Raw genomic sequence first — 20,153 nt, 5'->3', positions numbered from 1 at the left:
GATGAAATGGTGCTTCCGGGAGGTACCACGGGGCGTTCCGGGCAGGCACGATGATCGATGTCCGGGCTCCCTTCCCCCGAAGCATCGGAGTTGACGAACGTGACCACTTCCCTGCCCCGCCTCCGAAAGCTGCTGCTGAGCCTCGCCCTGATCCTGGGCCTGGCCGGCACCGCGCTCGCCGTCCCGTCCGCCGCCCAGGCCGCCGTCTACTCCTCGTGCACGATCAGCCGGTGCTCGGCCGCCCGCACCGCGTACACCGGCTGGCAGACTCTCGGCTGGCCGCTGAGCAGCGGCTGGTACGTCTGGCCGTACGGCAGCTACAACTACACCGGCGGCACCTTCCAGAACCGTGAGGGCTACCTGCCGTCGGCCACCTACAACGAGTACGACGTGTACTCCCGCGCCAAGGGCGCCTCGCGGGACGCCTACCGCATCGTGGTCAACCGCAGCACCAAGGTCGCCTACTTCACCCCGGACCACTACGTGACGTTCTACAAACTTTGATTGCTTTGCTGTACGTCACACCTCATCCCCCTCGTGGCGGCCGTCCCCGGACGGCCGCCACGAGCCGTTCCAGCGCCGTTCCGGACCACCCGCCCGAATCCCCGGCCCGATCCGCTACCGGCGCGCAACCGATAGCACCGAACCGGCTCTCATGCACCCCGAACAAATAGATCGGACCGAGAGAATTCCCAGCTATCTCTTAGGCGGAACCCGGCCACGACCGAACAACCCCATGCCAGGGGATAACGAAGTCCGCTCGGCGAGAAGGGCAAACCCGGCGCGAGCCGGGGACGCAAAGCCACAGGACCCAAGAGGTCGGCTGGGCTACCACCGAACGAACAGGGGAACAGATATGCGCAGCATGCTTCAGCTCGTGGGCGGCGTCGCGGCGGCCGGCGTGGTTGCCGCCGGAGCCACCGCTTTCACCGCGCCCGGCCTGACCAACAGCGTGGCAACCTCCACGAAGGTTATCTCGGCCGGTTCGCTGTCCTTCTCGACCGTCGAGGGCGCCGAGCTGACCAGCGTCGTCACCCTTTCCAGCCGCACCAACAAGGCGGAAATCACCGGAGTCCGGCTCTACCTGGCAGGCCTGAACAGCACGGCGCTCAACACGACCACCACCGTCGTCAACGCGTCCATCACCGGCACCAGCGCCCCCGCCGGCTCCGTGGTCGGCACGGTGCGCACCTTGACCTGCGCCTACAACTCGACGCCGGCGGCCTGGGACTGCAACGTCACCACCGCGGGCACCGACTACCTGACCGCGCTCACCGCCGTCACCGTCGACGTCCAGGCCGGCGTCTAGTCCGAAAGATCCGTCGGCGCCCCAGGCCCGGCATTAGCGTCAGACCCGCGGCACCGACGCCCGGAGGACGCCATTTCCCGAGTCCGACGCAAAGCGATGGCCGCCATCCTGTTGATGGCGGCCATCGCCGCGTGGGCCATCGGAACCCACCGCATCTCCTACGTCGTCACGCACGGCATCAGCATGAACCCGGTCTACTACGCCGGGGACCTGGTGGTCGTCGTCAAAAGCGATTCCTACGAAGTCGGGCAGATCGCCGCATACCATGGTGTCGGCGGCGTGGAAACCCTCCACCGCATCATCGGCGGCGATCCCGACACCGGTTACGTCTTCAAAGGAGACAACAACCAGTCGATCGACATCCCGCACCCCACAGCGGATCAACTCATCGGACGCGCGGTCCTGCACGTCTCGCAGGGCGGCGTCTGGGTCCGCCGGCTGCTGAGCCCGGCCACCCTGGGAATGGTCGGCTTTTTGATCATCGGCGCCGGCAGCCCGGCCGGCGCCCGGACCCGCAGAGACCTGCGTCGCCGTCGACGCGAGAGGAAAGCGAAGGGCATGGCTGGCCAAGGGGGCTCGTGGACAGCGGCCGCGGTCGTGGTCAAGGCCGTCAGCCGCCTTCATCCCCTGCTTCGCGTCCTCGCCGTCGGGACCGCCTGCTGCGCGCTGACCGGCCTGGTCCTCGGCGTCCTGAGCTGGATGAAGCCTGCCACGCAGGCGAGTCCGAGCAGCTCATCGAGCGGCGAGTCGGTGACCTTCTCATACTCGGCCCAGGTCCAGTCGTCGGCCGCCTACGACGGGACGGTCGCCTACTCCCCCGACCCGATCTATCGGAAGCTGGCGCACTTCGTCGACCTGCGGCTGCAGTATCACGGCAAGCCCGGCCGGATCGGCGTCGACGCCCGGCTGTCCGCCCAGGCCTGGCACTCGACGGTGCAGCTGGCCCAGTCCCGCCAGTTCACCGCCGACCGGTACACCGGCACTGTCCTGCTCGACCTCGACGGCATCGACGAGCGGGTGGCGGACGCCGCCGACGCGATCGGCACCGACCTCACCCCGGTCACCATCATGGTGACGGCGCACATCGAACACCCCGACGGGACGTCGTTCGAGCCGCAGCTCTCCCTCTCGCTCAGCTCCCTGCAGCTGAGCCTGAGCGGCGACGCGAACAGCCTGATCGTCAGCCAGTCCGGCAGGACGTCGGGCGGCGGGATCTATCCCCGGCAGATCGCCGTGCTCGGCCACGACCTGATCACGGCGGGCCGGGCCCGGACGTACGCGTTGCGCCTGCTCCTGATCGCGATCGTGGGGATCATCGGCATCGGCCTGGCCGCGGTGCGGCACGTGCCGCTCGCCACCCGGGCTCAGATCCAGCGGCGGTACGGGCATCTGCTGGTGCCGGTCGAACCGCTGAACGGCAAGCAGGGTGAAGCGGTCATCACGGTGGCCTCGGTGCCGGCGCTGGTGAAGCTGGCGGAGAAGTACGGGCAGATGATCCTCACCTGGACCCGGCCGGACGGGGCGGACGACTTCGTGGTCCGCGACGACGGGGTGATGTACCGGTTCCGGATCACGCCGCAGCGTCCGGTTACCGGGAAACCGCCGCTGTCCGGGGTTCCGCATCCGGCCCGCCGGTCCCAGAGGTCCGCCGCCCTCGGCATCGCGTCCCTGGTCACGGCCCCACCTCAGCACACCACCGAAGCCACCGCGGCCACCGAACCGGCCACCCCGTCGCCCGAGCCCGCGGCGGCCACCGCACCGGACCCGAGCCCGGAGCCCGCGCCCGCGGTGCCCGCGGAACCTGCCGCGGCCTCCGAGCCCACCCCGGAACCCGTCGCGGAAGCCCCGGCTTCCGCCACGGAATACCCGCAGCCCGCCCCAGAGCCCGTCGTAGAAGCCCCGACACCCGCCACGGAATACCCGCAGCCCGCCCCAGAGCCCGTCGTAGAACCCGCCCCGGAAAACCGGCAGCCCGGCCCGCAACCCGTCGCAGAAGCCCCGGAACCCGTCGCGAAGGCCCCGGCGTCCGACTCTCCCGAGCCGACGCCTTCCGCACCGGAATCGGCTGTACCCGCACCGGACGAAGAAGAACTGAAGAAGGAGCCGGAAGACTCTGAGCCGGCAAAGGCGGACGCCGCAGACGAGGGGCCGGAGGCGGCTGCCGAGACTCCCGTCCCCGAACAGCGCACCGAACCCCCGGCCGAAGCGGGGTTCGCACCACCCGCTGAGCCGGAGTCGACGTCAGAGGCGGACACCACCGAATCTTCCGCCGAAGCGGTGGCGGCCGAAGAGAAGGCCGAGGCATCGACCGAGAAGGAGCCGATGCCCGCCCCGGTTCTCGAACCCGGCCCCTCAGCCGAGGAAGAACCCGCCGCGGAGGCGAGGCCGGAAGTTCCCGCGGAAGCGAAGCCCGACGCTCCCGCGCAAGTGAAGCCGGAGACCGCTGCGGAGGCGAAGCCGGAAACCGCGGCGCAGGCCCCCGCGGAGGCGAAGCCGGAGACCGCTGCCGAATCCCCGGCCCCGGCTCAGGCCCAGCGCCCCCGCCGCACCCGCAAGCCGCGCCAAAAGCCCGAATCGAAGCCGGATCCGGATCCCACCATCGCCGCGCCGGAAACAAATGCCGCGCCGGAGGCGAAGGTCGCGCAGGAAACGACCGCCGCAACCGTGCCGGAGGCGGAGGCCACGCAGGAAAGGACCGCCGCAGCCGCGCCGCAGGCGGAGGCCGTCACCGCCGGGAAAACCCCGCAGAAGCGCGCCCCCCGCCGCAAACCGCGCCCCAGAAAAGCCACCCCATCACCCACCGAGACGAAGGCCACCACCCCGATGAGCACAGAGTTCGCCCCCGCCGAGGTCACCGCGAAGGCCGCCGTCGATGAACGACAGGCGGCCGAGGACCTCGCCGACCGCAACAAGGATCTCGACGAGGCCATCACCCGCAAGGCTGTCCGTGACCAGGCGGCCGCCGACCGGGCCCGCCAGCAGCGGCTGGCGAAGTCCGCCCCGCGGGACCCGGCCTACGATTTTCTGCCCCGCAATCAGCGCCCTGACCAGCCCGAAGACTAGTTGTCCACAGGCTGTCCACAACCCTTACGGCACGACCGGCAGGTAGACCCGCGCTCCGCCGTCGACGAATTCCTCGGACTTGGCTTTCATGCCGGCGGCCCGCAGCTCGTGGCTGATCTTCATGGAGCAGAATTTGGGCCCGCACATCGAGCAGAAGTGCGCGGTCTTGGCGGGCGCGGCCGGCAGTGTCTCGTCGTGGTACGACCGGGCGGTTTCCGGGTCGAGGGCGAGTTCGAACTGGTCTTCCCAGCGGAAGTCGAACCGGGCGTGGGACAGCGCGTCGTCCCACGCCTGCGCCCCCGGGTGGCCTTTGGCGAGGTCCGCCGAGTGGGCCGCGATCTTGTAGGCGATCATGCCGGCTTTGACGTCGTCCTTGTTCGGCAGACCGAGGTGTTCCTTCGGGGTGACATAGCAGAGCATCGCGGTGCCGAACATGCCGATCATCGCGGCGCCGATCGCCGAGGTGATGTGGTCGTAGGCGGGCGCGATGTCGGTGGCCAGCGGCCCGAGGGTGTAGAACGGGGCGCCGTCGCAGAGTTCCCGCTGCAGGTCCACGTTCTCCTTGATCTTGTGCATCGGCACGTGGCCGGGGCCTTCGACCATCACCTGCACGTCGTACTCCCAGGCGATGTGGGTCAGTTCGCCGAGCGTCCGCAGTTCGGCGAACTGCGCCTCGTCGTTGGCGTCGGCGATCGATCCGGGGCGCAGCCCGTCGCCGAGCGAGAAGGTGATGTCGTACTCCCGGAAGATCTCGCAGAGTTCCCGGAAGTGGGTGTAGAGGAAGTTCTCCCGGTGTTCGGCCAGGCACCAGGCCGCCATGATCGACCCGCCGCGGGAGACGATGCCGGTGACCCGTTCAGCGGCCAGCGGCACATAGGCGAGCAGCACCCCGGCGTGGATGGTCATGTAGTCCACGCCCTGCTCGGCCTGCTCGATCACGGTCTCCCGGAACAGCTCCCAGGTGAGTTTCAGCGGGTCTCCGTTGACCTTCTCGAGAGCCTGGTAGATCGGCACGGTCCCGATCGGCACCGGCGAGTTGCGCACGATCGCCTCCCGGGTCTCGTGGATCCGCGGCCCGGTGGACAGGTCCATCACGGTGTCCGCGCCCCACCGCGTCGCCCAGGTCAGCTTCTCCACCTCCTCGGCGACCGACGAGGTCACGGCCGAGGTGCCGATGTTGGCGTTGACCTTCACGAGGAACTTCGATCCGATGATCATCGGCTCGGACTCGGGGTGGTTGCGGTTGGCCGGTAGCACCGCCCGCCCGGCCGCGATCTCGTCGCGCACGAGCGAGGGGTCGACTCCTTCGCGGACCGCCACGAACTCCATCTCCGGCGTGATGTCGCCGGCCCGCGCCGCGGCGAGCTGGGTTCGCCCGTCCCACCAGGGTTTCCGCAGTGCGGGCAGGCCCTGCTCGGGGTCGCTGCCCGGGCCCGAGGTGTCGTAGAGCCGGACCGACGGGTTGTCGCCGGTCAGCACCACCTCGGTGAACGGGACGCGGATCTCCGGACGGGAGCCCTCCACGTAGACCTTGCGCCTCATGTTTCCTCCCAGATAGGTATAAAACCGGCGACCGATGGCAGCACTGATCGCCGGATGTCTTGTCATCCGTCAGCCGGAGAAGTGGTTCAGCGGCCCGGGCCCGGCACCCAGCCGCCACGCGGCGCCACCGCGCAGCGCCCCCGACACGTACTCCTTGGCCGCCGCGACCGCCGCCGGCACCGGGTCGCCCATCGCCAGGCGCACCGCGATCGCCGACGAGAAGGTGCACCCGGAGCCGTGGTTGTTCGGCGTCGAAACCGGCTCGCCGTGCAGTTCGGTGATCCGGCCGGCGTCCCAGAGGACGTCGACCGCGAGATCGCTTCCGGTCACCACCACGGCGCGCGGCCCGGTCGCGGCGATCTCGGCCGCCGCGGCGGCCATCTCCGGCACCGTCTCGGCCCGGCATCCGGCCAGGGCTGCGGCCTCTTCCCGGTTCGGCGTCACGACCCGGGCGTACGCCGTGAGCACCCGGACCGTCGCCGCCTCCCCCAGCCGGCTCCCGGAGGTCGACACCAGCACCGGATCGACCACCAGATTCGGCAGTTCGGCGGCCCGCTCGGCGATCACTTTCGCCACCGCCGAGTCGGCGATCATCCCGACCTTGACCGCGGCCACGGTGAAGTCGGTCAGTACCGCGTCGAGTTGTGCCGCCACGATCCCGGCCGGCACCGGGTGGATCGCGGTCACTCCGAGCGTGTTCTGCGCCGTGATCGCGGTGAGCACCGACACCCCGTACGCCCCCAGGGCCGCGAACGTCTTGAGGTCGGCCTGGATCCCGGCTCCCCCACCGGAGTCCGACCCGGCGATGGTCAGCACCACGGGCGGCGTCATCGGACACCCCCGAGGTCGGCGGCCGCGGGCGACCCGGCGGCGGCCGCGGCGAAGGCGCCGGCCAGGACGCGGGCGACCCGTTCCGGGTTGGCGGCCCGCATGATCGCGCCGAGTACGGCGACCCCATCGGCCCCGGCGGTCGCGCAGGACGCCGCCCGGGCCGCCGAGTCGACCCCGCCGAGCGCCAGCCACGGCATCCCCGCGGCGAGCCGCGCGGCCCGATCCACGCCCAGATCCGGCCCGTACCCCGGCTTGGTCGCGGTCGGGAAGATCGGCGACAGCGTCACATAGTCCACCTCGGACACCGGCTCGGTGCCGTGCCACGATCTGCCGACCAGCGGCACGCCGCCCGGCCGTGGGTCGGCGGCGGCCAGGTGCACGGCGGCACCGCCGAGCGGATCGGGCCCGGCCACGATCAGCCGCCCGGGCGGGACCACGGCGCGCAGTTGCGCGGCCAGGGCGGCACGGTCGCCGTACGGCAGATCGCGTTCCCGGAGGATCACCCAGCCCGCGCCGCCGCGTACCGCCGCGGCCACCGTCTCCACCAGCGGCCCGGCGGCGGACCGCCGGTCGGTGAGCACGACGAGCCCGGTCGGCGTCACCACACCGGGATCCCCTCGTCCGGTGTGGACGCCACGGCGTGGAAGCGACGGGGGATGCGACCGGCCTGCCGGGCCAGTCGTCCGGCGGCGACCGCGTGCCGCATCGCGGTGGCCATCACGGCCGGCTCGTCGGCCCGGGTGATCGCGCTGGCGATCAGTACCGCGTCGCAGCCCAGCTCCATCGCCAGCACCGCGTCCGAGGCGGTGCCGATGCCGGCGTCGAGGACCACCGGCACGTCCACGCTCTGCCGGATCAGCTCGATGTGGTGCGGGTTGGCGATGCCCAGTCCGGAGCCGATCGGCGAGCCGGCCGGCATCACCGCGGCGCAGCCGGCGTCGGCGAGCCGGCGGGCCAGGACCGGGTCGTCGGTGGTGTAGGGCAGCACCGTGAATCCGTCCGCGACCAGCGTCTCGGCCGCCCGGAGCAGCTCGACGCCGTCCGGCAGCAGGGTCCGCTCGTCGCCGATCACCTCCAGTTTGATCAGGTCGGTCTCGAACGCCTCCCGGGCCATCCGGGCGGTCTTGACCGCGTCCCCGGCGGTGTAGCAGCCGGCCGTGTTGGGCAGGATCCGCACCCGGAGCCGGTCGAGCATCGGCAGCAGTCCCGGACCGGCCGCCTCGATCCGGCGCAGCGCCACGGTGACCAGGTCGGTCTGCGAGGCGACGATCGCCTCTTCGAGCGCGGCCAGGCTGTTCGCGCCGCCGGTGCCGACGATCAGCCCGTTCTCCGGCAGGAGATCGCCCATGTCAGCCGCCCTGCGCCGCGGTGAGCACCTCGACCGCATCCCCGTCGGCCAGGTCCACCCGGTCCCACGTGGACCGGGGGACGACGGTCCCGTTCACCGCGACCGCGACTCCGCGGTGCGCGTCGGTGATCTCGGCGACCAGCGCGGCCACCGAGCAGCCGGCCACTCTCGTCTGGTGCCGGCCGTTGACGGTCAGGCGCATCCGAACCTCCCGGGGGTGAAATCGTCGATGATCGGGTCGGTGGTGCCGGTGAGGACCAGGTCGGCGATCAGCCGCGCGGTGATCGGGGCGAGCAGCACGCCGTTGCGGTGGTGCCCGGCCGCGACCAGCACGCCGGGTCGCAGCACGCCGAGGATCGGGGCGTTGTCCGGGGTGCCCGGCCGGTGCCCGACGGTGACCTCGGCGAGTGCGTGCTCGGCCAGCCCGGGCACCAGGTCGAGGGCGGCGCGCAGCAGGTCGTGGACGCCGCCGGCGGTCGCCTGCCGGTCGGTCCGCTCCTCCTGGGTCGCCCCGACCACGACTTCGCCGTCGGCGCGCGGCACCAGGTAGACGTGCCGGCCGTCGGCCGCACCGTCGATCACGTGCCGCAGCAGCCCCGGCTCGCCGCGCAGCCGCAGCATCTGGCCTTTGACCGGCCGGATCGGCAGCCCGGTGAGCGGTGCGGTGCCGCAGCCGGCCGCGACGACCGTGACGTCGGCGTCCACTTCGCAGAGATCGCGCACGTCGGCCCGGACGATCCGCCCGCCGAGGATGCCGCGCAGCGCGGCGACCACCCGGCGTGGATCCACCTGTTTCTCGGTCGGCGCGAAGACCCCGGCACGCACCCGCGGGGACAGCGCCGGCGCCAGTTCCCGCACCCGCGATCCGGTGAGCGGGGTCAGTTTCTGGTGCTTCCACTCGCGTGCCATTTCGGCGACATCGTCGGCCGTCATGGCGACGCCGATCGTTCCCGCGGTGTCATAGCCGACGTCACCGAGCGACGCCGCGAATGCCGGCCACAATGCGTTCGACGCTGCGAGCAGCCGCTCCAGTCCGGGAAACTCGAACACCGATTCGCCGCCCGGCGCGAGCATTCCGGCAGCCACGTGCCAGGCCCCCGCGGAGCCGTCCGGCTCCGGGTCGTAGACCGTGACATCGGCGCCACGACGCAGCAGTTCGACCGCGGTGGCGAGCCCGATCATCCCGCCGCCGACGATTCCCACCCTCATTGCAGGGCCGCCAGAAAGGCCGCGGCAGCGCCCGCGGGGTCACCGTCGAAAGCCTTCACCGCGGCTACGCCGTACGTCGTGAGCAGCCCCACCCGCTCCAGAGTGATCCCGCCGATCGCCACCACCGGGATGCCCGGCACGGCCGCGGCGACCGCGTTCACCCCGTCCGGTCCGAGCGGCGGCGGCAGACCGTCCTTCGTGGAGGTGGGAAAGGCCGGGCCCACCCCGAGATAGGTCGCCCCGTCGGCCACCGCGGCGCGCGCCGCCTCCGGTGTCCGGCAGGTGGCCCCGATCACCGCCTCCGGACCGAGCACCCGGCGCGCGGCGGCCACCGGCAGGTCGTCGGCGCCCAGGTGCACGCCGTCCGCGCCGGTCGCGAGAGCCACCCCGATGCGATCGTTGACCAGGCACAACGCCCCCGCGGTGCGGCACCGGGGCACGGCTTCGCGGGCTACGGCGTACGCCGCGAAGTCGTTGGTCTTGACCCTGATCTGCACCGCGACGCCGGGCTGCGCCACCGCCCGGACGACATCGAGATCGTCGGTGATGACGTGGAGACGGGGGAACGAAACAGCGCCCATGACGCACTCCTCCCTGCGCCGGCATGACCCGGATCAGGTTCGACGGTCGGGGGCCGCATCAGCCCCCCTCTCAGCCCGGTGCCCGGACTCCCGTGGGTTCTTGTAACCGGACCATAACCGGTCCGTGACGAGAAAACTAGCGGACGTCCCAGACCGGTTCAGGGACCTCGACAACTTCGTTATCGCTCCTGAACAGCACGAAGCGATCGAAGGACCGGGTGAACCAGCGGTCGTGGGTGACGGCTATCACGGTGCCGTCGAAGGCCTTGAGGCCCTCCTCCAGCGCCTCCGCGGAGGCCAGGTCCAGGTTGTCGGTGGGCTCGTCGAGCAGCAGCAGGGTGGCCCCGGACAGCTCCAGCAGCAGCACCAGGAACCGCGCCTGCTGGCCGCCGGACAGGGTGCCGAACCGCTGGTCGCCCTGAGCGCCGAGCTCATAGCGGCTCAGCGCCTTCATCGCGCCGGCGCGGTCTACTCCCGACCGGTGCTCGTCGCCGCGCCAGAGGATCTCGACCAGGGTGCGCTCGGTCAGCTCGGGCCGGTCATGGGTCTGCGAGAAGTGGCCGGGCCGGACCCGGGCACCGAGCCGCGCCACCCCGGAGTGCGCGACGTGCGCGAGCGGTGCGCCGTCGACCGGCTTGTGCTCCAGGTCGGGTTCGCTGCCGCCGGCCGCGAGCAGGCGCAGGAAGTGCGACTTGCCGGTGCCGTTGGCACCCAGCACCGCGACCCGGTCGCCGTACCAGATCTCCAGGTCGAACGGGAAGGTCAGATCCTCCAGTTCCAGGCTCTCGCAGATGACCGAGCGTTTGCCGGTACGGCCGCCGCGCAGGTTCATCCGGACCGACTGCTCCTTGGGCGGCAGCGGGGGCGGCCCGGCCTCCTCGAACTTGCGCAGCCGGGTCTGCGCGGCCTGGTAGCGCGAGGCCAGGCCGTCGTTGAAGGCCGCCTTGTTCTTGAGCGTGAAGACCAGCTCGCGAAGTTTCTCGTGCTCCTCCTCCCAGCGGCGGCGCAGCTCCTCCATCCGCTCGTGCCGGTTCGACCGGGCCTCGTGCCAGGAGGCGAAGCCGCCCGGATGGGTCCAGGCGCCGCCACCCTCGACCGCGACCACCCGGTCGGCGGTCTGGGCCAGCAGCTCCCGGTCGTGCGAGACGTAGAGGATCGACTTGGCCGACTCGCGGATCCGCTGCTCCAGCCAGCGTTTCGCGGGCACGTCGAGGAAGTTGTCCGGCTCGTCGAGCAGCAGCACCTCGTCAGGGCCGCGCAGCAGCAGGTCGAGGGCGAACCGCTTCTGCTCGCCGCCGGACAGGGTGCGCACGATCCGGGACCGGGCCTCGTCCCACGACCTGCCGAGGATCGCGACGGTCACCGTGTCGAACAGCACCTCGGCGTCATAGCCGCCCACCTCACCCCAGTGGGCCAGCGCGTTCGCATAGGCCAGCTGGGTGCGCTCGGTCTCGTCGAGCGCCGCGGTCGCCGTCGCAAGCCGCTCACCGGCCGCCCGCAGCGGCGGCGCGACCAGCGACAGCGCCAGATCCTCCAACGTCCGGTCGTCGCCGATCATGCCGATGAACTGGCGCATCACGCCCAGCCCACCGACCCGCGCCACGGTGCCGGTCTGCGCCGGGATGTCGCCGGCCACCATCCGCATCAGGGTGGTCTTGCCGGCCCCGTTCGGACCCACCAGCGCCACCTTGGCACCCTCGCCGACCCGGAACGACACGTCGGCGAACAGCTCGCGCCCGTCCGGCAGGACGAACCCGGCGCCGGCCACATCCACGTACCCCATGCCCGGCATCCTGCCCGGTCCAGGTCTCAGATGGCAGCCGGTTTTCCGGTCACCCGCAGCACCCGGAACCCCTTCTGGCTGGCGATCCGCTCGACCACCCAGCCCCGGTCGGTCAGCCAGGTGTGCAGCGAGTCACCCCCGAGGTTCCGGTTGATCACCAGCCAGCCCACCCCGCCCGGCGCGAGCCGGGGCAGCCAGCGGTCCATCAGCGCGTGCAGCTCCGCCTTGCCCACGTGGGTCGGCGGGTTGCTCCAGATCTGCGTGAACGACACCCCGGCCGGCACGTCGTCGGGCGCCGACACCCGCACCCGGCCGGCCAGTCCGAGGGCCGCCGCGTTCTCCACGGTCAGCTCCCGCGCCCGGGAGTTCACGTCGATCGCGTGCACCGTCACCCGCGGCGCCTCGCTGGCCAGCACACAGGTGATCGGCCCGTAGCCGCACCCGATGTCGAGCAGCGCACCCTCGGTCGCCGGCCCGGGCAGCTCCGCCTTGCGCAGCAGGACCGCCGTCCCCGGATCCAGCCGCCCCGCCGAGAACACCCCGTTCGCCACGGCCAGCCGGTAGTCGCGCCCGGCCACACTGAACTCGATCGCACTCCGGCGCAGTGGCGCGTCCGGGTCGGTGCTGAAGTAATGCTCGGCGCTCACCCGGTCAGTCTCCCGTGTCACAACGCCCCGGCGGCGACCGGGTGTCGGACACCGTGTGCGTTCATCGACCGACGTACGCTCCTAGGTTGTCACCCATGCGGTACGCCACCCCGAGCCGCTCCGCCCACCGCGCCGCCCCGGCACCCGATCTGATGCTCCTGCTCCGCAGCTTCGCCTGGCCCCCTCCGCGGGCAGCCGGACCCTTCCGGGCCGCCGGGTCCGGCAGGCCCGCCGCCGGCCAGCACCGGACACCAGCCCGGACCCGGCGGCACGCCTGGCGTGAGCCGCACCCCGCCCACCTGATGCTCGCCCGCGGCTTGGCCGCCCTCATCGTGCTCGGCATCATCGCCACCCTCAGCTTCCTGATCGTCAGCGACGATCAGCAGCCGGGCACCGACCCCGACCAGGCGCTCACCTCGCGCGCCGCCGACCCGGAACCGCTGACCGTCGCCGAGGCCTTCCCGCCCGGCGCCGCCGGTTACCGGGTGGAGAACACCCGGGCCCAGTCCGACTGCACTCTCGCGGTCACCGGCGCCCTGCGGTCCGCGCTGACCGCGTACGGCTGCTCCCAGGCCGTCCGCGCCACCCTCACCGTCCCCGACGGCGACTACCGGGTGACCACCGGCATCCTGAACCTGGTCGACGCCCCGGGCGCGGCCGCGGTCGCCGACCAGGTCCGGCACCTGGTGGAGACCGGCGACGGCAGCTTCACCGCGCTGACCGGCACCCCGGTCGAACCCGGCACCCCGGTCGGCTGGCGGGCCCGCGGCCACTACCTGGTGTACTGCGCCATCACCGGCCCGGGCGGGGTCGCGGCGACCGGCCAGGACCGGCGGCTGTCCGAGATAACCGCCCAACTGCTCGACACGTACCTCAGCAACCAGGTCCTGGCCCGCCGCGCTTGACCGGTGGGCGACCGCGGCGCGGCCGGCTCAGGGCAGGGTGCGCAGCCGGCGGGTGGCGTCGGCGCGGACCGCGTAGTCGGCCTCGGTGGGATAACCCACCGCGACCAGGGTCAGCCCGTGCGCCGGCGCGACCGTCACCTCGCTGGAGCGTTCCCGCAGGGTGAGCAGCTTCGCCGGCCAGTCCGGCGGACGACGTCCCTCACCGACCGCGAGCATCGCGCCGACCAGGCTGCGGACCATCGCCTGGCAGAACGCGTCCGCCTGCACGGTGGCGACCAGCGTCCGGTCCGGCTCGCGCCGCCAGTCGAGGCGGGCGATGGCGCGGATCGTGGTGGCGTGCTCCTTGCGTTTACAGAAGGCGGCGAAGTCGTGCTCGCCGAGCAGGCCGGCCGCGGCCGCGTTGAGCAGGTCCAGGTCGAGCGGACGGACCCAGCCCAGGGTGTCGTGCCGGCGCAGCGGTTCGGGGCCCCAGCCGTCGTCGCAGACCCGGTACTCGTAGCGGCGGAAGGTGGCCGAGAAGCGGGCGTCGAAGGTGGCCGGGACCGGCAGCACCCCCTTGACCCGGGCGTCCGGCGGCAGTAGCCCGTTCAGCCGGCGCAGCAGCGTGCCGGCCAGGTCCGCGTACCGCTCGGCGGGCAGGTCGATGTGGCACACCTGACCGGTGGCGTGGACCCCGGCGTCGGTGCGGCCGGCCACGGTGAGGCCGAGCGGCAGGTCGGCGCCGGCGGCTCCGAGGATGCGGTGCAGAGCTTCGGTCAAGACCCCGGCGACGGTACGTCGTTCCGGTTGGGCCGCCCAGCCCGAGAAGCCGGCGCCGTCGTACGTGACGTCGAGTCGTAGCCGGATGGTGTCCGTCATGCCGCAGTGCGCTCCTCGGCCTCGCCCCGAGCGGCCTCGCGTCGCCGCGGCCACGGGACGGTGCTCGGGTCGTACGAAACAATCGTGGTTGTCAAGGGCGAAGGGCCCGGCACCCTGAGCGGATGCCGAGCCCTTCGTGATGACGCGAAGATCAGGCCTTGATGTCGTCGCCCTCGGCCTGGTTGCCCGGGCCCTCGGCGCCCTTGTCACCGGAGGCGTTGACCGGAGCCTCGGCGTCCTGGTCGTCGGCGACGGTGTCGTCGGCGACCGCCGGAACCGTCTCCTCCGGAGCCAGCGCCTCGACCTTGTCCTGCTGCGCGGCGGCCTTGCGAGCGGCAGCCTTGGCGGCGGGAGCGGTGGTGGCCGCGACCGGGGCCTCCTCGACCAGCTCGATGATCGCCATCGGAGCGGCGTCGCCCTTGCGGGGACCGGTCTTGGTGATCCGGGTGTAGCCACCGGGACGACCGGTGTACCGCGGAGCGATCTGCTCGAACAGGGCGTACACGACGTCCTTGTCCTTCACGACGGTCAGCACCCGGCGACGGGCGTGCAGGTCGCCGCGCTTGGCCTTCGTGATGAGCTGCTCAGCCAGCGGGCGCAGCCGCTTGGCCTTCGTCTCGGTGGTCTTGATCTTCCCGTGCCGGAAGAGCTCGGTGGCCAGGTTGGCCATGATGAGCTTCTCGTGTGCCGGGCTGCCGCCGAGGCGGGCACCCTTGGTGGGCGTGGGCATTTCAGATGCTCCTTGAAGAAGTGGCGCAACCGAGCTTAGAGCTGCTCGGTCTCGCGGTAGTCGTCGGTGTCGTAGTCCACGTCGCCGAACGAATCCACGACGTGCGCCGGGTCAAAGGAAGGCGCGCTGTCCTTCAGGCCCAGGCCCATTCCGGCGAGCTTCATCTTGACCTCGTCGATGGACTTCTGGCCGAAGTTCCGGATGTCCAGAAGATCGGCCTCCGTACGCCCTATCAACTCGCCCACGCTGTTGATGCCCTCGCGCTTGAGGCAGTTGTACGAACGAACGGTGAGGTCCAGCTCCTCGATCGGCAGCGCCAGGTCGGCAGCGAGCTGCGCGTCCTGCGGCGACGGGCCGATGTCGATGCCCTCGGCGGTCTCGTCCAGCTCCCGGCACAGGCCGAAGAGCTCCACCAGGGTCGAGCCGGCCGAGGCCAGCGCGGTCCGCGGCGAGATGGACGCCTTCGACTCGACGTCGATGATCAGACGGTCGAAGTCGGTGCGCTGCTCGACACGGGTCGCCTCGACGCGGTAGGTGACCTTGAGCACCGGCGAGTAGATCGAGTCGACCGGGATCCGGCCGATCTCGGCGCCCGCGCTCTTGTTCTGCGCCGCGGTGACGTAGCCACGGCCACGCTCCACGGTCAGCTCCATGTCGAGCCGGCCCTTGCTGTTCAGGGTGGCCAGCTTCAGGTCGGGGTTGTGCACGGAGACACCGGCCGGCGGCTGGATGTCCCCGGCGGTCACGTCGCCCGGGCCCTGCTTGCGCAGGTACATGCTGACCGGCTCGTCGTGCTCCGAGCTGACGGTCAGTTCCTTGACGTTCATGACCAGCTCGACCACGTCCTCCTTGACACCGGGGATCGTGGTGAACTCGTGAAGCACGCCGTCGACCTTGATGCTGGTGACCGCCGCGCCCGGGATGGACGACAGCAGGGTCCGCCGCAGCGAGTTACCGAGGGTGTAGCCGAAGCCCGGCTCGAGCGGCTCGATGGTGAACCGGGAGCGGGTTTCGCTGAGCGACTCTTCCGAGAGGCTCGGTCGCTGGCTGATGAGCACGCTGTTCTTCTTTCTGTCAGGCCAACCGCTATTTGATGGCCGTCGGGCTTGTCCGGCGCCCTCGCAGGCGCCGGACAACTTATTACTTGGAGTAGAGCTCCACGATCAGCTGCTCCTGGACCTGCGTGTCGATGACCGCGCGAGCCGGAAGCGTGTGGATCAGGATCTTCATCTCGCTCGGGATGGGCTCCAGCCACGCCGGCACCGGCCGGGACCCGGCCTGGGCCTGCGCGACGACGAAGGGAGTCATCTCCTTCGACTTCTCGCGGAGCGTGACGATGTCGTGCTCCTTCACCCGGTACGACGGGATGTCGACCTTGACGCCGTTCACCAGGAAGTGGCCGTGCTTGACCAGCTGGCGGGCGGCGTCGCGGGACGCGGCGTAGCCGGCCCGGTAGACGACGTTGTCGAGACGGGACTCGAGGATCTGCAGCAGCACCTCACCGGTCTTGCCGGGCTTGGTGACAGCCTCCTCGTAGTAACCGCGGAACTGCTTCTCGAGCACGCCGTACACGCGGCGGGCCTTCTGCTTCTCGCGGTGCTGGAGCAGGTACTCGGTCTCCTTGGTCCGGCCACGGCCGTGCTGGCCGGGCGGGAAGGGACGCGACTCGAACGGGCACTTCGGCCCGTCGCACTTGCTGCCCTTGAGGAACAGCTTCATCTTTTCGCGGCGGCAGCGCTTGCAGTCCGCACCAACGTAACGAGCCATTGCTTCTAGATCTCCCTCAGACCCGACGACGCTTAGGCGGACGGCACCCGTTGTGCGGCTGCGGGGTCACGTCGGAGATCTGACCGACCTCCAGACCAGCGGCCTGCAGCGAACGGATGGCGGTCTCCCGGCCGGAACCGGGGCCCTTGACGAACACGTCGACCTTGCGCATGCCGTGCTCCATGGCGCGACGCGCAGCGGCCTCGGCGGCCAGCTGGGCGGCGAACGGAGTGGACTTGCGGGAGCCCTTGAAGCCCACCTGGCCGGACGAGGCCCAGGAGATGACCGCACCGGTCGGGTCGGTGATCGACACGATGGTGTTGTTGAAGGTGCTCTTGATGTGCGCCTGCCCGTGGGCGACGTTCTTGCGTTCCTTGCGCCGGACCTTCTTGACTGCGGCCCCTGCGCGTGCCTTCGGTGGCATAAGTCAGTGCGCTCCTATTACTTCCGACCGGGCTTCTTCTTACCGGCGACCGTGCGCTTCGGGCCCTTGCGGGTACGAGCGTTGGTCCGGGTCCGCTGTCCTCGCACGGGCAGGCCCTTGCGGTGGCGGATGCCGGCGTAGCAGCCGATCTCAACCTTGCGGCGGATGTCCGCGGCGACCTCGCGGCGCAGGTCGCCCTCAACCTTGAAGTTGGCCTCAATGTATTCGCGGAGCTTGAGCAGCTCCTCTTCCGTGAGGTCCTTGGCGCGCTTGTTCAGGTCGATCGCCGTAGCGGTCAATGCTTCGACGGACCGGGTGCGCCCGATCCCGAAGATGTAGGTGAGCGCGATCTCCATCCGCTTTTCGCGGGGAAGATCGACGCCGACGAGACGAGCCATTGCTGGGCGTACTCCTCGTTGTTGTCGCGGAGGTCTGTACCCGTCCCATCCCGCCTGCCCGGGCGGGCCCCGGCCTCCGACCGGGGGTGCAGCTTTGAGAAACAGCTGGGACGAGCTTATTCAGTGGTGCGGATCCTGCGCGGGTTGATCAGCCCTGGCGCTGCTTGTGGCGCGGGTCGGTGCTGCAAATCACCATGACCCGGCCGTGCCGCCGGATGATCCGGCAGTTGTTGCAGATCCGCTTGACGCTCGGCTTGACCTTCACGGTTTGCCTTAACTCTCAGTCAGACGGGACAAAATCCCCGCGACCCGTTATTTGTAGCGGTAGACGATGCGCCCACGGGTCAGGTCGTACGGCGAGAGTTCGACGACGACCCTGTCCTCGGGAAGGATGCGAATGTAGTGCTGACGCATCTTCCCGGAGATGTGTGCCAGGACCTTGTGACCATTGGCGAGCTCAACGCGGAACATAGCGTTCGGGAGAGGCTCGATCACTCGGCCTTCGATCTCGATGGCTCCGTCTTTCTTAGGCATGTCCTCCGCTACCTGTACATCGGGTTCTGGGGCAGGCTGTGCAACGCCGTACCCGAGCCTCTTGGTGGGCTCGGACCAGCCGCGGCTCCCTCGTTCCTCGAAGCGCTGAGGACATGAAAGAGTGGACGCTGCGCGCCAGCAAGCCAGTCTACGCGCACGTCCCGGGGACGCCAAACTGAGGTCACCGTTACCCGGGGTCGGGCGTGTCACGCGCGTCGCTAGCGCCCCCGGCGGTTGCGCTCAGTGAGCGCCCCGACCGCCGTGATGACCACCGGGATCAAGACCCAGGCCGGCCAGAAGTAGTACGCGTGACCGGCGGCGACCGACGTGATCGTCCAGATCAGCGTGCACACCAGGAAGGCGGACAGGGCCGAGCCGAAGGTGTGCCGACCGGTCTGCGGGTCCTTTTTCCACGGCTGCTGCGGAATCGGCGGGGCCAGCGGGTGCGGCTGCGGCGGCGGGGGCGCCGGCTGCACCTGGGCGTGCTGCACCGGAACCGTGCCGGGCAGGTCGTCGAGCAGGCCGTCGAGATCGCCGTAGGTCCGGGCGGAATAGGCCCGCTGGACCCGCTCGTCGTACTCGTTCAGGTCCAGGCGGCCCTCGTCGAGCGCGGACTTCAACTGATCCGCGACCCGCTGACGATCACTGTCCGCGGCCCGCATCCCCTCGCGTCCCATGGGTCACAGCATGCCAGGCGCCGGCCAACGGTTACAGAGGCTGTCGCGCGGTCACCAGATCGCCGAGACGGGCCCGGCCGCCGTCCAGGGCGGTGGTCACCCACACCCCGTCCTCCAACAGCGCCATGGTGTGCTCCACGTGCGCCGCGCGGGATCCGTCCCGGGTCACCACGGTCCAGCCGTCGGAGAGCTCCACGGTCCGCGGCGAGCCCATCGTGATCATCGGCTCGATCGCCAATGCCATGCCCACGACCAGCCGCGGGCCACGCCCCGGCTTGCCGTGGTTGAGCACGTGCGGTTCCTGGTGCATCTCGGTGCCGATGCCGTGGCCACCGTAGCCGTCGACGATCCCGTACCGGCCGGCCTTGCGGATCACCTTCTCGACGTTGAACGAGATGTCGGTGAGCCGACCCCGGCCGTTCGCGGCGCCCCGGGCGGCCGCGGCGATCCCGGCCCACATCGCATCCTCGGCCACCTCGGCCATCCGCAGCAGTGCCGGGTCGGTCTCGCCGACGCCGACGGTGATCGCCGAGTCGCCGTGCCAGCCGTCCAGGATCGCCCCGCAGTCCAGCGAGATCAGGTCGCCCTCGGCGAGGATCTGCTGGGCTCCCGGGATGCCGTGCACGACCTGCTCGTTGACCGAGGCGCAGATCGAGGCGGGGAAGCCGTGGTAGCCCTTGAACGACGGGATGGCGCCGGCCTCGCGGATCGTCTTCTCCGCGATGGCGTCCAGGTCGGCCGTCGAGACGCCGGGTGCGACCGCGGCGCGCATCGCTTCCAGCGCGGCGTGCACGACCAGGCCGGCCGCCCGCATCTTCTCGATCTGCTCCGGCGTCTTCAGCTGGATGTCCAGCTCCTGACGTCGCATCTCAGCCCCCGTACGACCGCAGGGCGTCGATCGCGCGCACGGTGACGTCCTCGACCGGACCGGTGGCGTCGATGCCCACCAGCTTGCCCTGGGCGCCGTAGTAGTCGACCAGCGGAGCCGTCTTGTCGGCGTACTCCACCAGGCGGTTGGCGATCGTCTCGGCCTTGTCGTCGTCCCGCTGGAACAGCTCCGACCCGCACCGGTCGCAGATGTTCTCCTTGCTGGTCGGGTCGAACTCGACGTGCCAGATCTTGCCGCAGCCGCGGCAGGTCCGGCGGCCGGAGAGCCGCCGGATCACCTCGTCGTCGTCGACCACGAGCTCCATCACCAGATCCAGCGCGGTGCCGAGGTCGGCCAGCAGCTTGTCCAGCGCGGCCGCCTGCGGCACCGTGCGCGGGAACCCGTCGAGCAGGAAGCCGTCGCCGGCGTCCGGCTCGGCCAGGCGGTCCCGGACCATGTTGATGGTCACCTCGTCCGGCACCAGCTGGCCGGCGTCCATGTAGCGCTTGGCCTCGACGCCCAGCGGCGTCCCCTGCGACACGTTGGCCCGGAAGATGTCCCCGGTCGAGATCTTCGGTACGGCGAGGTGGGCGGCGATGAACTCAGCCTGGGTCCCCTTGCCGGCCCCCGGAGGGCCCACCAACACCAGCCGCACCTACATCGCCTCGCTTCGCTCGCA

Annotated in this window: 24 protein-coding genes and 2 riboswitches; of the genes, 4 read left to right on the top strand and 20 right to left on the bottom strand. The window is 70.7% G+C overall.

From position 1 onward, the window contains the following. Positions 1–99 precede the first annotated feature (99 nt). From ACSP50_RS03635 to ACSP50_RS03625, 3 genes are all read left to right on the top strand, one after another. Positions 100–504, top strand: a complete 405-nt coding sequence (locus tag ACSP50_RS03635) for a ribonuclease domain-containing protein (protein WP_014687796.1) — start codon at positions 100–102, stop codon at positions 502–504. 257 nt (positions 505–761) lie between these two features. After that, positions 762–836: riboswitch (cyclic di-GMP riboswitch) on the top strand. 29 nt (positions 837–865) lie between these two features. Beyond that, a complete protein-coding gene (locus ACSP50_RS03630) occupies positions 866–1,309 on the top strand; it encodes a hypothetical protein (RefSeq protein WP_155123432.1) in 444 nt (147 codons plus the stop codon). Between the two features lie 96 nt (positions 1,310–1,405). After that, complete coding sequence (locus tag ACSP50_RS03625; protein WP_014687794.1) at positions 1,406–4,372, top strand: S24/S26 family peptidase; 2,967 nt, start codon at positions 1,406–1,408, stop codon at positions 4,370–4,372. Between the two features lie 24 nt (positions 4,373–4,396). Here ACSP50_RS03625 and thiC read toward each other — a convergent pair whose 3' ends face one another. From thiC to ACSP50_RS03580, 9 genes are all read right to left on the bottom strand, one after another. After that, complete coding sequence (gene thiC / locus ACSP50_RS03620; RefSeq protein WP_014687793.1) at positions 4,397–5,914, bottom strand: phosphomethylpyrimidine synthase ThiC; 1,518 nt, start codon at positions 5,912–5,914, stop codon at positions 4,397–4,399. 69 nt (positions 5,915–5,983) lie between these two features. After that, the gene (thiD, locus tag ACSP50_RS03615) at positions 5,984–6,745 is read right to left on the bottom strand and encodes a bifunctional hydroxymethylpyrimidine kinase/phosphomethylpyrimidine kinase (protein ID WP_014687792.1); all 762 of its coding nucleotides are present in this window, start codon (positions 6,743–6,745) and stop codon (positions 5,984–5,986) included. Continuing rightward, a complete protein-coding gene (locus tag ACSP50_RS03610) occupies positions 6,742–7,350 on the bottom strand; it encodes a thiamine phosphate synthase (protein ID WP_014687791.1) in 609 nt (202 codons plus the stop codon). Before ACSP50_RS03610 ends, thiD begins: the two co-directional genes overlap by 4 nt. Then, positions 7,344–8,093: a thiazole synthase gene (locus ACSP50_RS03605; RefSeq protein WP_014687790.1), complete on the bottom strand. Its 750-nt coding sequence runs from the start codon at positions 8,091–8,093 to the stop codon at positions 7,344–7,346. Before ACSP50_RS03605 ends, ACSP50_RS03610 begins: the two co-directional genes overlap by 7 nt. 1 nt (position 8,094) lies before the next feature. Next, positions 8,095–8,295: a sulfur carrier protein ThiS gene (gene thiS / locus ACSP50_RS03600; RefSeq protein ID WP_014687789.1), complete on the bottom strand. Its 201-nt coding sequence runs from the start codon at positions 8,293–8,295 to the stop codon at positions 8,095–8,097. Next, on the bottom strand, positions 8,286–9,302 hold the full coding sequence (thiO, locus tag ACSP50_RS03595; RefSeq protein ID WP_014687788.1) for a glycine oxidase ThiO: 1,017 nt from the start codon (positions 9,300–9,302) through the stop codon (positions 8,286–8,288). Before thiO ends, thiS begins: the two co-directional genes overlap by 10 nt. Further along, on the bottom strand, positions 9,299–9,883 hold the full coding sequence (locus tag ACSP50_RS03590; protein WP_014687787.1) for a thiamine phosphate synthase: 585 nt from the start codon (positions 9,881–9,883) through the stop codon (positions 9,299–9,301). Before ACSP50_RS03590 ends, thiO begins: the two co-directional genes overlap by 4 nt. Continuing rightward, positions 9,877–9,987: riboswitch (TPP riboswitch) on the bottom strand. Its footprint overlaps the gene before it by 7 nt. 32 nt (positions 9,988–10,019) lie before the next feature. Continuing rightward, a complete protein-coding gene (locus tag ACSP50_RS03585) occupies positions 10,020–11,666 on the bottom strand; it encodes an ABC-F family ATP-binding cassette domain-containing protein (RefSeq protein ID WP_014687786.1) in 1,647 nt (548 codons plus the stop codon). Positions 11,667–11,692: 26 nt separating this feature from the next. After that, positions 11,693–12,313 carry a class I SAM-dependent methyltransferase gene (locus tag ACSP50_RS03580; protein ID WP_014687785.1) on the bottom strand — a complete coding sequence of 207 codons (621 nt, stop codon included), beginning with the start codon at positions 12,311–12,313 and terminating at the stop codon, positions 11,693–11,695. A gap of 95 nt (positions 12,314–12,408) precedes the next feature. Here ACSP50_RS03580 and ACSP50_RS03575 point away from each other — a divergent pair, with 95 nt between their 5' ends. Then, a complete protein-coding gene (locus tag ACSP50_RS03575) occupies positions 12,409–13,218 on the top strand; it encodes a hypothetical protein (protein WP_014687784.1) in 810 nt (269 codons plus the stop codon). Positions 13,219–13,245: 27 nt separating this feature from the next. Here the strand turns inward: ACSP50_RS03575 and truA are convergent, their stop codons facing one another. The 11 genes from truA to ACSP50_RS03520 form a co-directional block, all read right to left on the bottom strand. Then, a complete protein-coding gene (truA, locus tag ACSP50_RS03570; RefSeq protein ID WP_014687783.1) occupies positions 13,246–14,076 on the bottom strand; it encodes a tRNA pseudouridine(38-40) synthase TruA in 831 nt (276 codons plus the stop codon). Between the two features lie 151 nt (positions 14,077–14,227). Next, complete coding sequence (gene rplQ, locus ACSP50_RS03565; RefSeq protein ID WP_014687782.1) at positions 14,228–14,806, bottom strand: 50S ribosomal protein L17; 579 nt, start codon at positions 14,804–14,806, stop codon at positions 14,228–14,230. Positions 14,807–14,841: 35 nt separating this feature from the next. Continuing rightward, positions 14,842–15,864, bottom strand: coding sequence for a DNA-directed RNA polymerase subunit alpha (locus ACSP50_RS03560; protein ID WP_014687781.1), 1,023 nt, complete (start codon positions 15,862–15,864; stop codon positions 14,842–14,844). An 82-nt stretch (positions 15,865–15,946) separates the two neighbouring features. Then, on the bottom strand, positions 15,947–16,573 hold the full coding sequence (gene rpsD, locus ACSP50_RS03555) for a 30S ribosomal protein S4 (RefSeq protein WP_014687780.1): 627 nt from the start codon (positions 16,571–16,573) through the stop codon (positions 15,947–15,949). Between the two features lie 16 nt (positions 16,574–16,589). Then, positions 16,590–16,997, bottom strand: coding sequence for a 30S ribosomal protein S11 (rpsK, locus tag ACSP50_RS03550; protein ID WP_014440747.1), 408 nt, complete (start codon positions 16,995–16,997; stop codon positions 16,590–16,592). 17 nt (positions 16,998–17,014) lie between these two features. After that, positions 17,015–17,395, bottom strand: a complete 381-nt coding sequence (gene rpsM, locus ACSP50_RS03545) for a 30S ribosomal protein S13 (RefSeq protein WP_014687779.1) — start codon at positions 17,393–17,395, stop codon at positions 17,015–17,017. Between the two features lie 148 nt (positions 17,396–17,543). After that, positions 17,544–17,660 (bottom strand): 50S ribosomal protein L36, encoded by a 117-nt coding sequence (gene rpmJ, locus ACSP50_RS03540; RefSeq protein WP_014687778.1) that lies wholly within the window; start codon positions 17,658–17,660, stop codon positions 17,544–17,546. Positions 17,661–17,707: 47 nt separating this feature from the next. After that, positions 17,708–17,929, bottom strand: coding sequence for a translation initiation factor IF-1 (infA, locus tag ACSP50_RS03535; RefSeq protein WP_007073013.1), 222 nt, complete (start codon positions 17,927–17,929; stop codon positions 17,708–17,710). A gap of 218 nt (positions 17,930–18,147) precedes the next feature. Next, positions 18,148–18,591: a DUF1707 domain-containing protein gene (locus ACSP50_RS03530; RefSeq protein WP_014687777.1), complete on the bottom strand. Its 444-nt coding sequence runs from the start codon at positions 18,589–18,591 to the stop codon at positions 18,148–18,150. A gap of 46 nt (positions 18,592–18,637) precedes the next feature. After that, positions 18,638–19,474, bottom strand: a complete 837-nt coding sequence (map, locus tag ACSP50_RS03525) for a type I methionyl aminopeptidase (protein WP_014687776.1) — start codon at positions 19,472–19,474, stop codon at positions 18,638–18,640. Position 19,475: 1 nt separating this feature from the next. Next, a complete protein-coding gene (locus ACSP50_RS03520; RefSeq protein ID WP_014687775.1) occupies positions 19,476–20,129 on the bottom strand; it encodes an adenylate kinase in 654 nt (217 codons plus the stop codon). Between the last annotated feature and the right edge of the window lie 24 nt (positions 20,130–20,153).

Origin of the sequence: Actinoplanes sp. SE50/110 (assembly GCF_900119315.1) — a bacterium.
GTDB lineage: Bacteria > Actinomycetota > Actinomycetes > Mycobacteriales > Micromonosporaceae > Actinoplanes.
Note: the sequence above shows the minus strand (reverse complement) of the source record. Positions and strands in the feature narration are given on the sequence as shown.

Coding starts and splice junctions, on each gene's coding strand:
- ACSP50_RS03630 (WP_155123432.1), top strand. CDS start 866: ATGCTTCAGCTCGTGGGCGGCGTCGCGGCGGCCGGCGTGGTTGCCGCC.
- ACSP50_RS03625 (WP_014687794.1), top strand. CDS start 1,406: ATGGCCGCCATCCTGTTGATGGCGGCCATCGCCGCGTGGGCCATCGGA.
- thiC (WP_014687793.1), bottom strand. CDS start 5,914: ATGAGGCGCAAGGTCTACGTGGAGGGCTCCCGTCCGGAGATCCGCGTC.
- thiD (WP_014687792.1), bottom strand. CDS start 6,745: ATGACGCCGCCCGTGGTGCTGACCATCGCCGGGTCGGACTCCGGTGGG.
- ACSP50_RS03605 (WP_014687790.1), bottom strand. CDS start 8,093: ATGGGCGATCTCCTGCCGGAGAACGGGCTGATCGTCGGCACCGGCGGC.
- thiS (WP_014687789.1), bottom strand. CDS start 8,295: ATGCGCCTGACCGTCAACGGCCGGCACCAGACGAGAGTGGCCGGCTGC.
- thiO (WP_014687788.1), bottom strand. CDS start 9,302: ATGAGGGTGGGAATCGTCGGCGGCGGGATGATCGGGCTCGCCACCGCG.
- ACSP50_RS03590 (WP_014687787.1), bottom strand. CDS start 9,883: ATGGGCGCTGTTTCGTTCCCCCGTCTCCACGTCATCACCGACGATCTC.
- ACSP50_RS03585 (WP_014687786.1), bottom strand. CDS start 11,666: ATGGGGTACGTGGATGTGGCCGGCGCCGGGTTCGTCCTGCCGGACGGG.
- ACSP50_RS03575 (WP_014687784.1), top strand. CDS start 12,409: ATGCGGTACGCCACCCCGAGCCGCTCCGCCCACCGCGCCGCCCCGGCA.
- truA (WP_014687783.1), bottom strand. CDS start 14,076: ATGACGGACACCATCCGGCTACGACTCGACGTCACGTACGACGGCGCC.
- rplQ (WP_014687782.1), bottom strand. CDS start 14,806: ATGCCCACGCCCACCAAGGGTGCCCGCCTCGGCGGCAGCCCGGCACAC.
- rpsD (WP_014687780.1), bottom strand. CDS start 16,573: ATGGCTCGTTACGTTGGTGCGGACTGCAAGCGCTGCCGCCGCGAAAAG.
- rpsK (WP_014440747.1), bottom strand. CDS start 16,997: ATGCCACCGAAGGCACGCGCAGGGGCCGCAGTCAAGAAGGTCCGGCGC.
- rpsM (WP_014687779.1), bottom strand. CDS start 17,395: ATGGCTCGTCTCGTCGGCGTCGATCTTCCCCGCGAAAAGCGGATGGAG.
- infA (WP_007073013.1), bottom strand. CDS start 17,929: ATGCCTAAGAAAGACGGAGCCATCGAGATCGAAGGCCGAGTGATCGAG.
- ACSP50_RS03530 (WP_014687777.1), bottom strand. CDS start 18,591: ATGCGGGCCGCGGACAGTGATCGTCAGCGGGTCGCGGATCAGTTGAAG.
- map (WP_014687776.1), bottom strand. CDS start 19,474: ATGCGACGTCAGGAGCTGGACATCCAGCTGAAGACGCCGGAGCAGATC.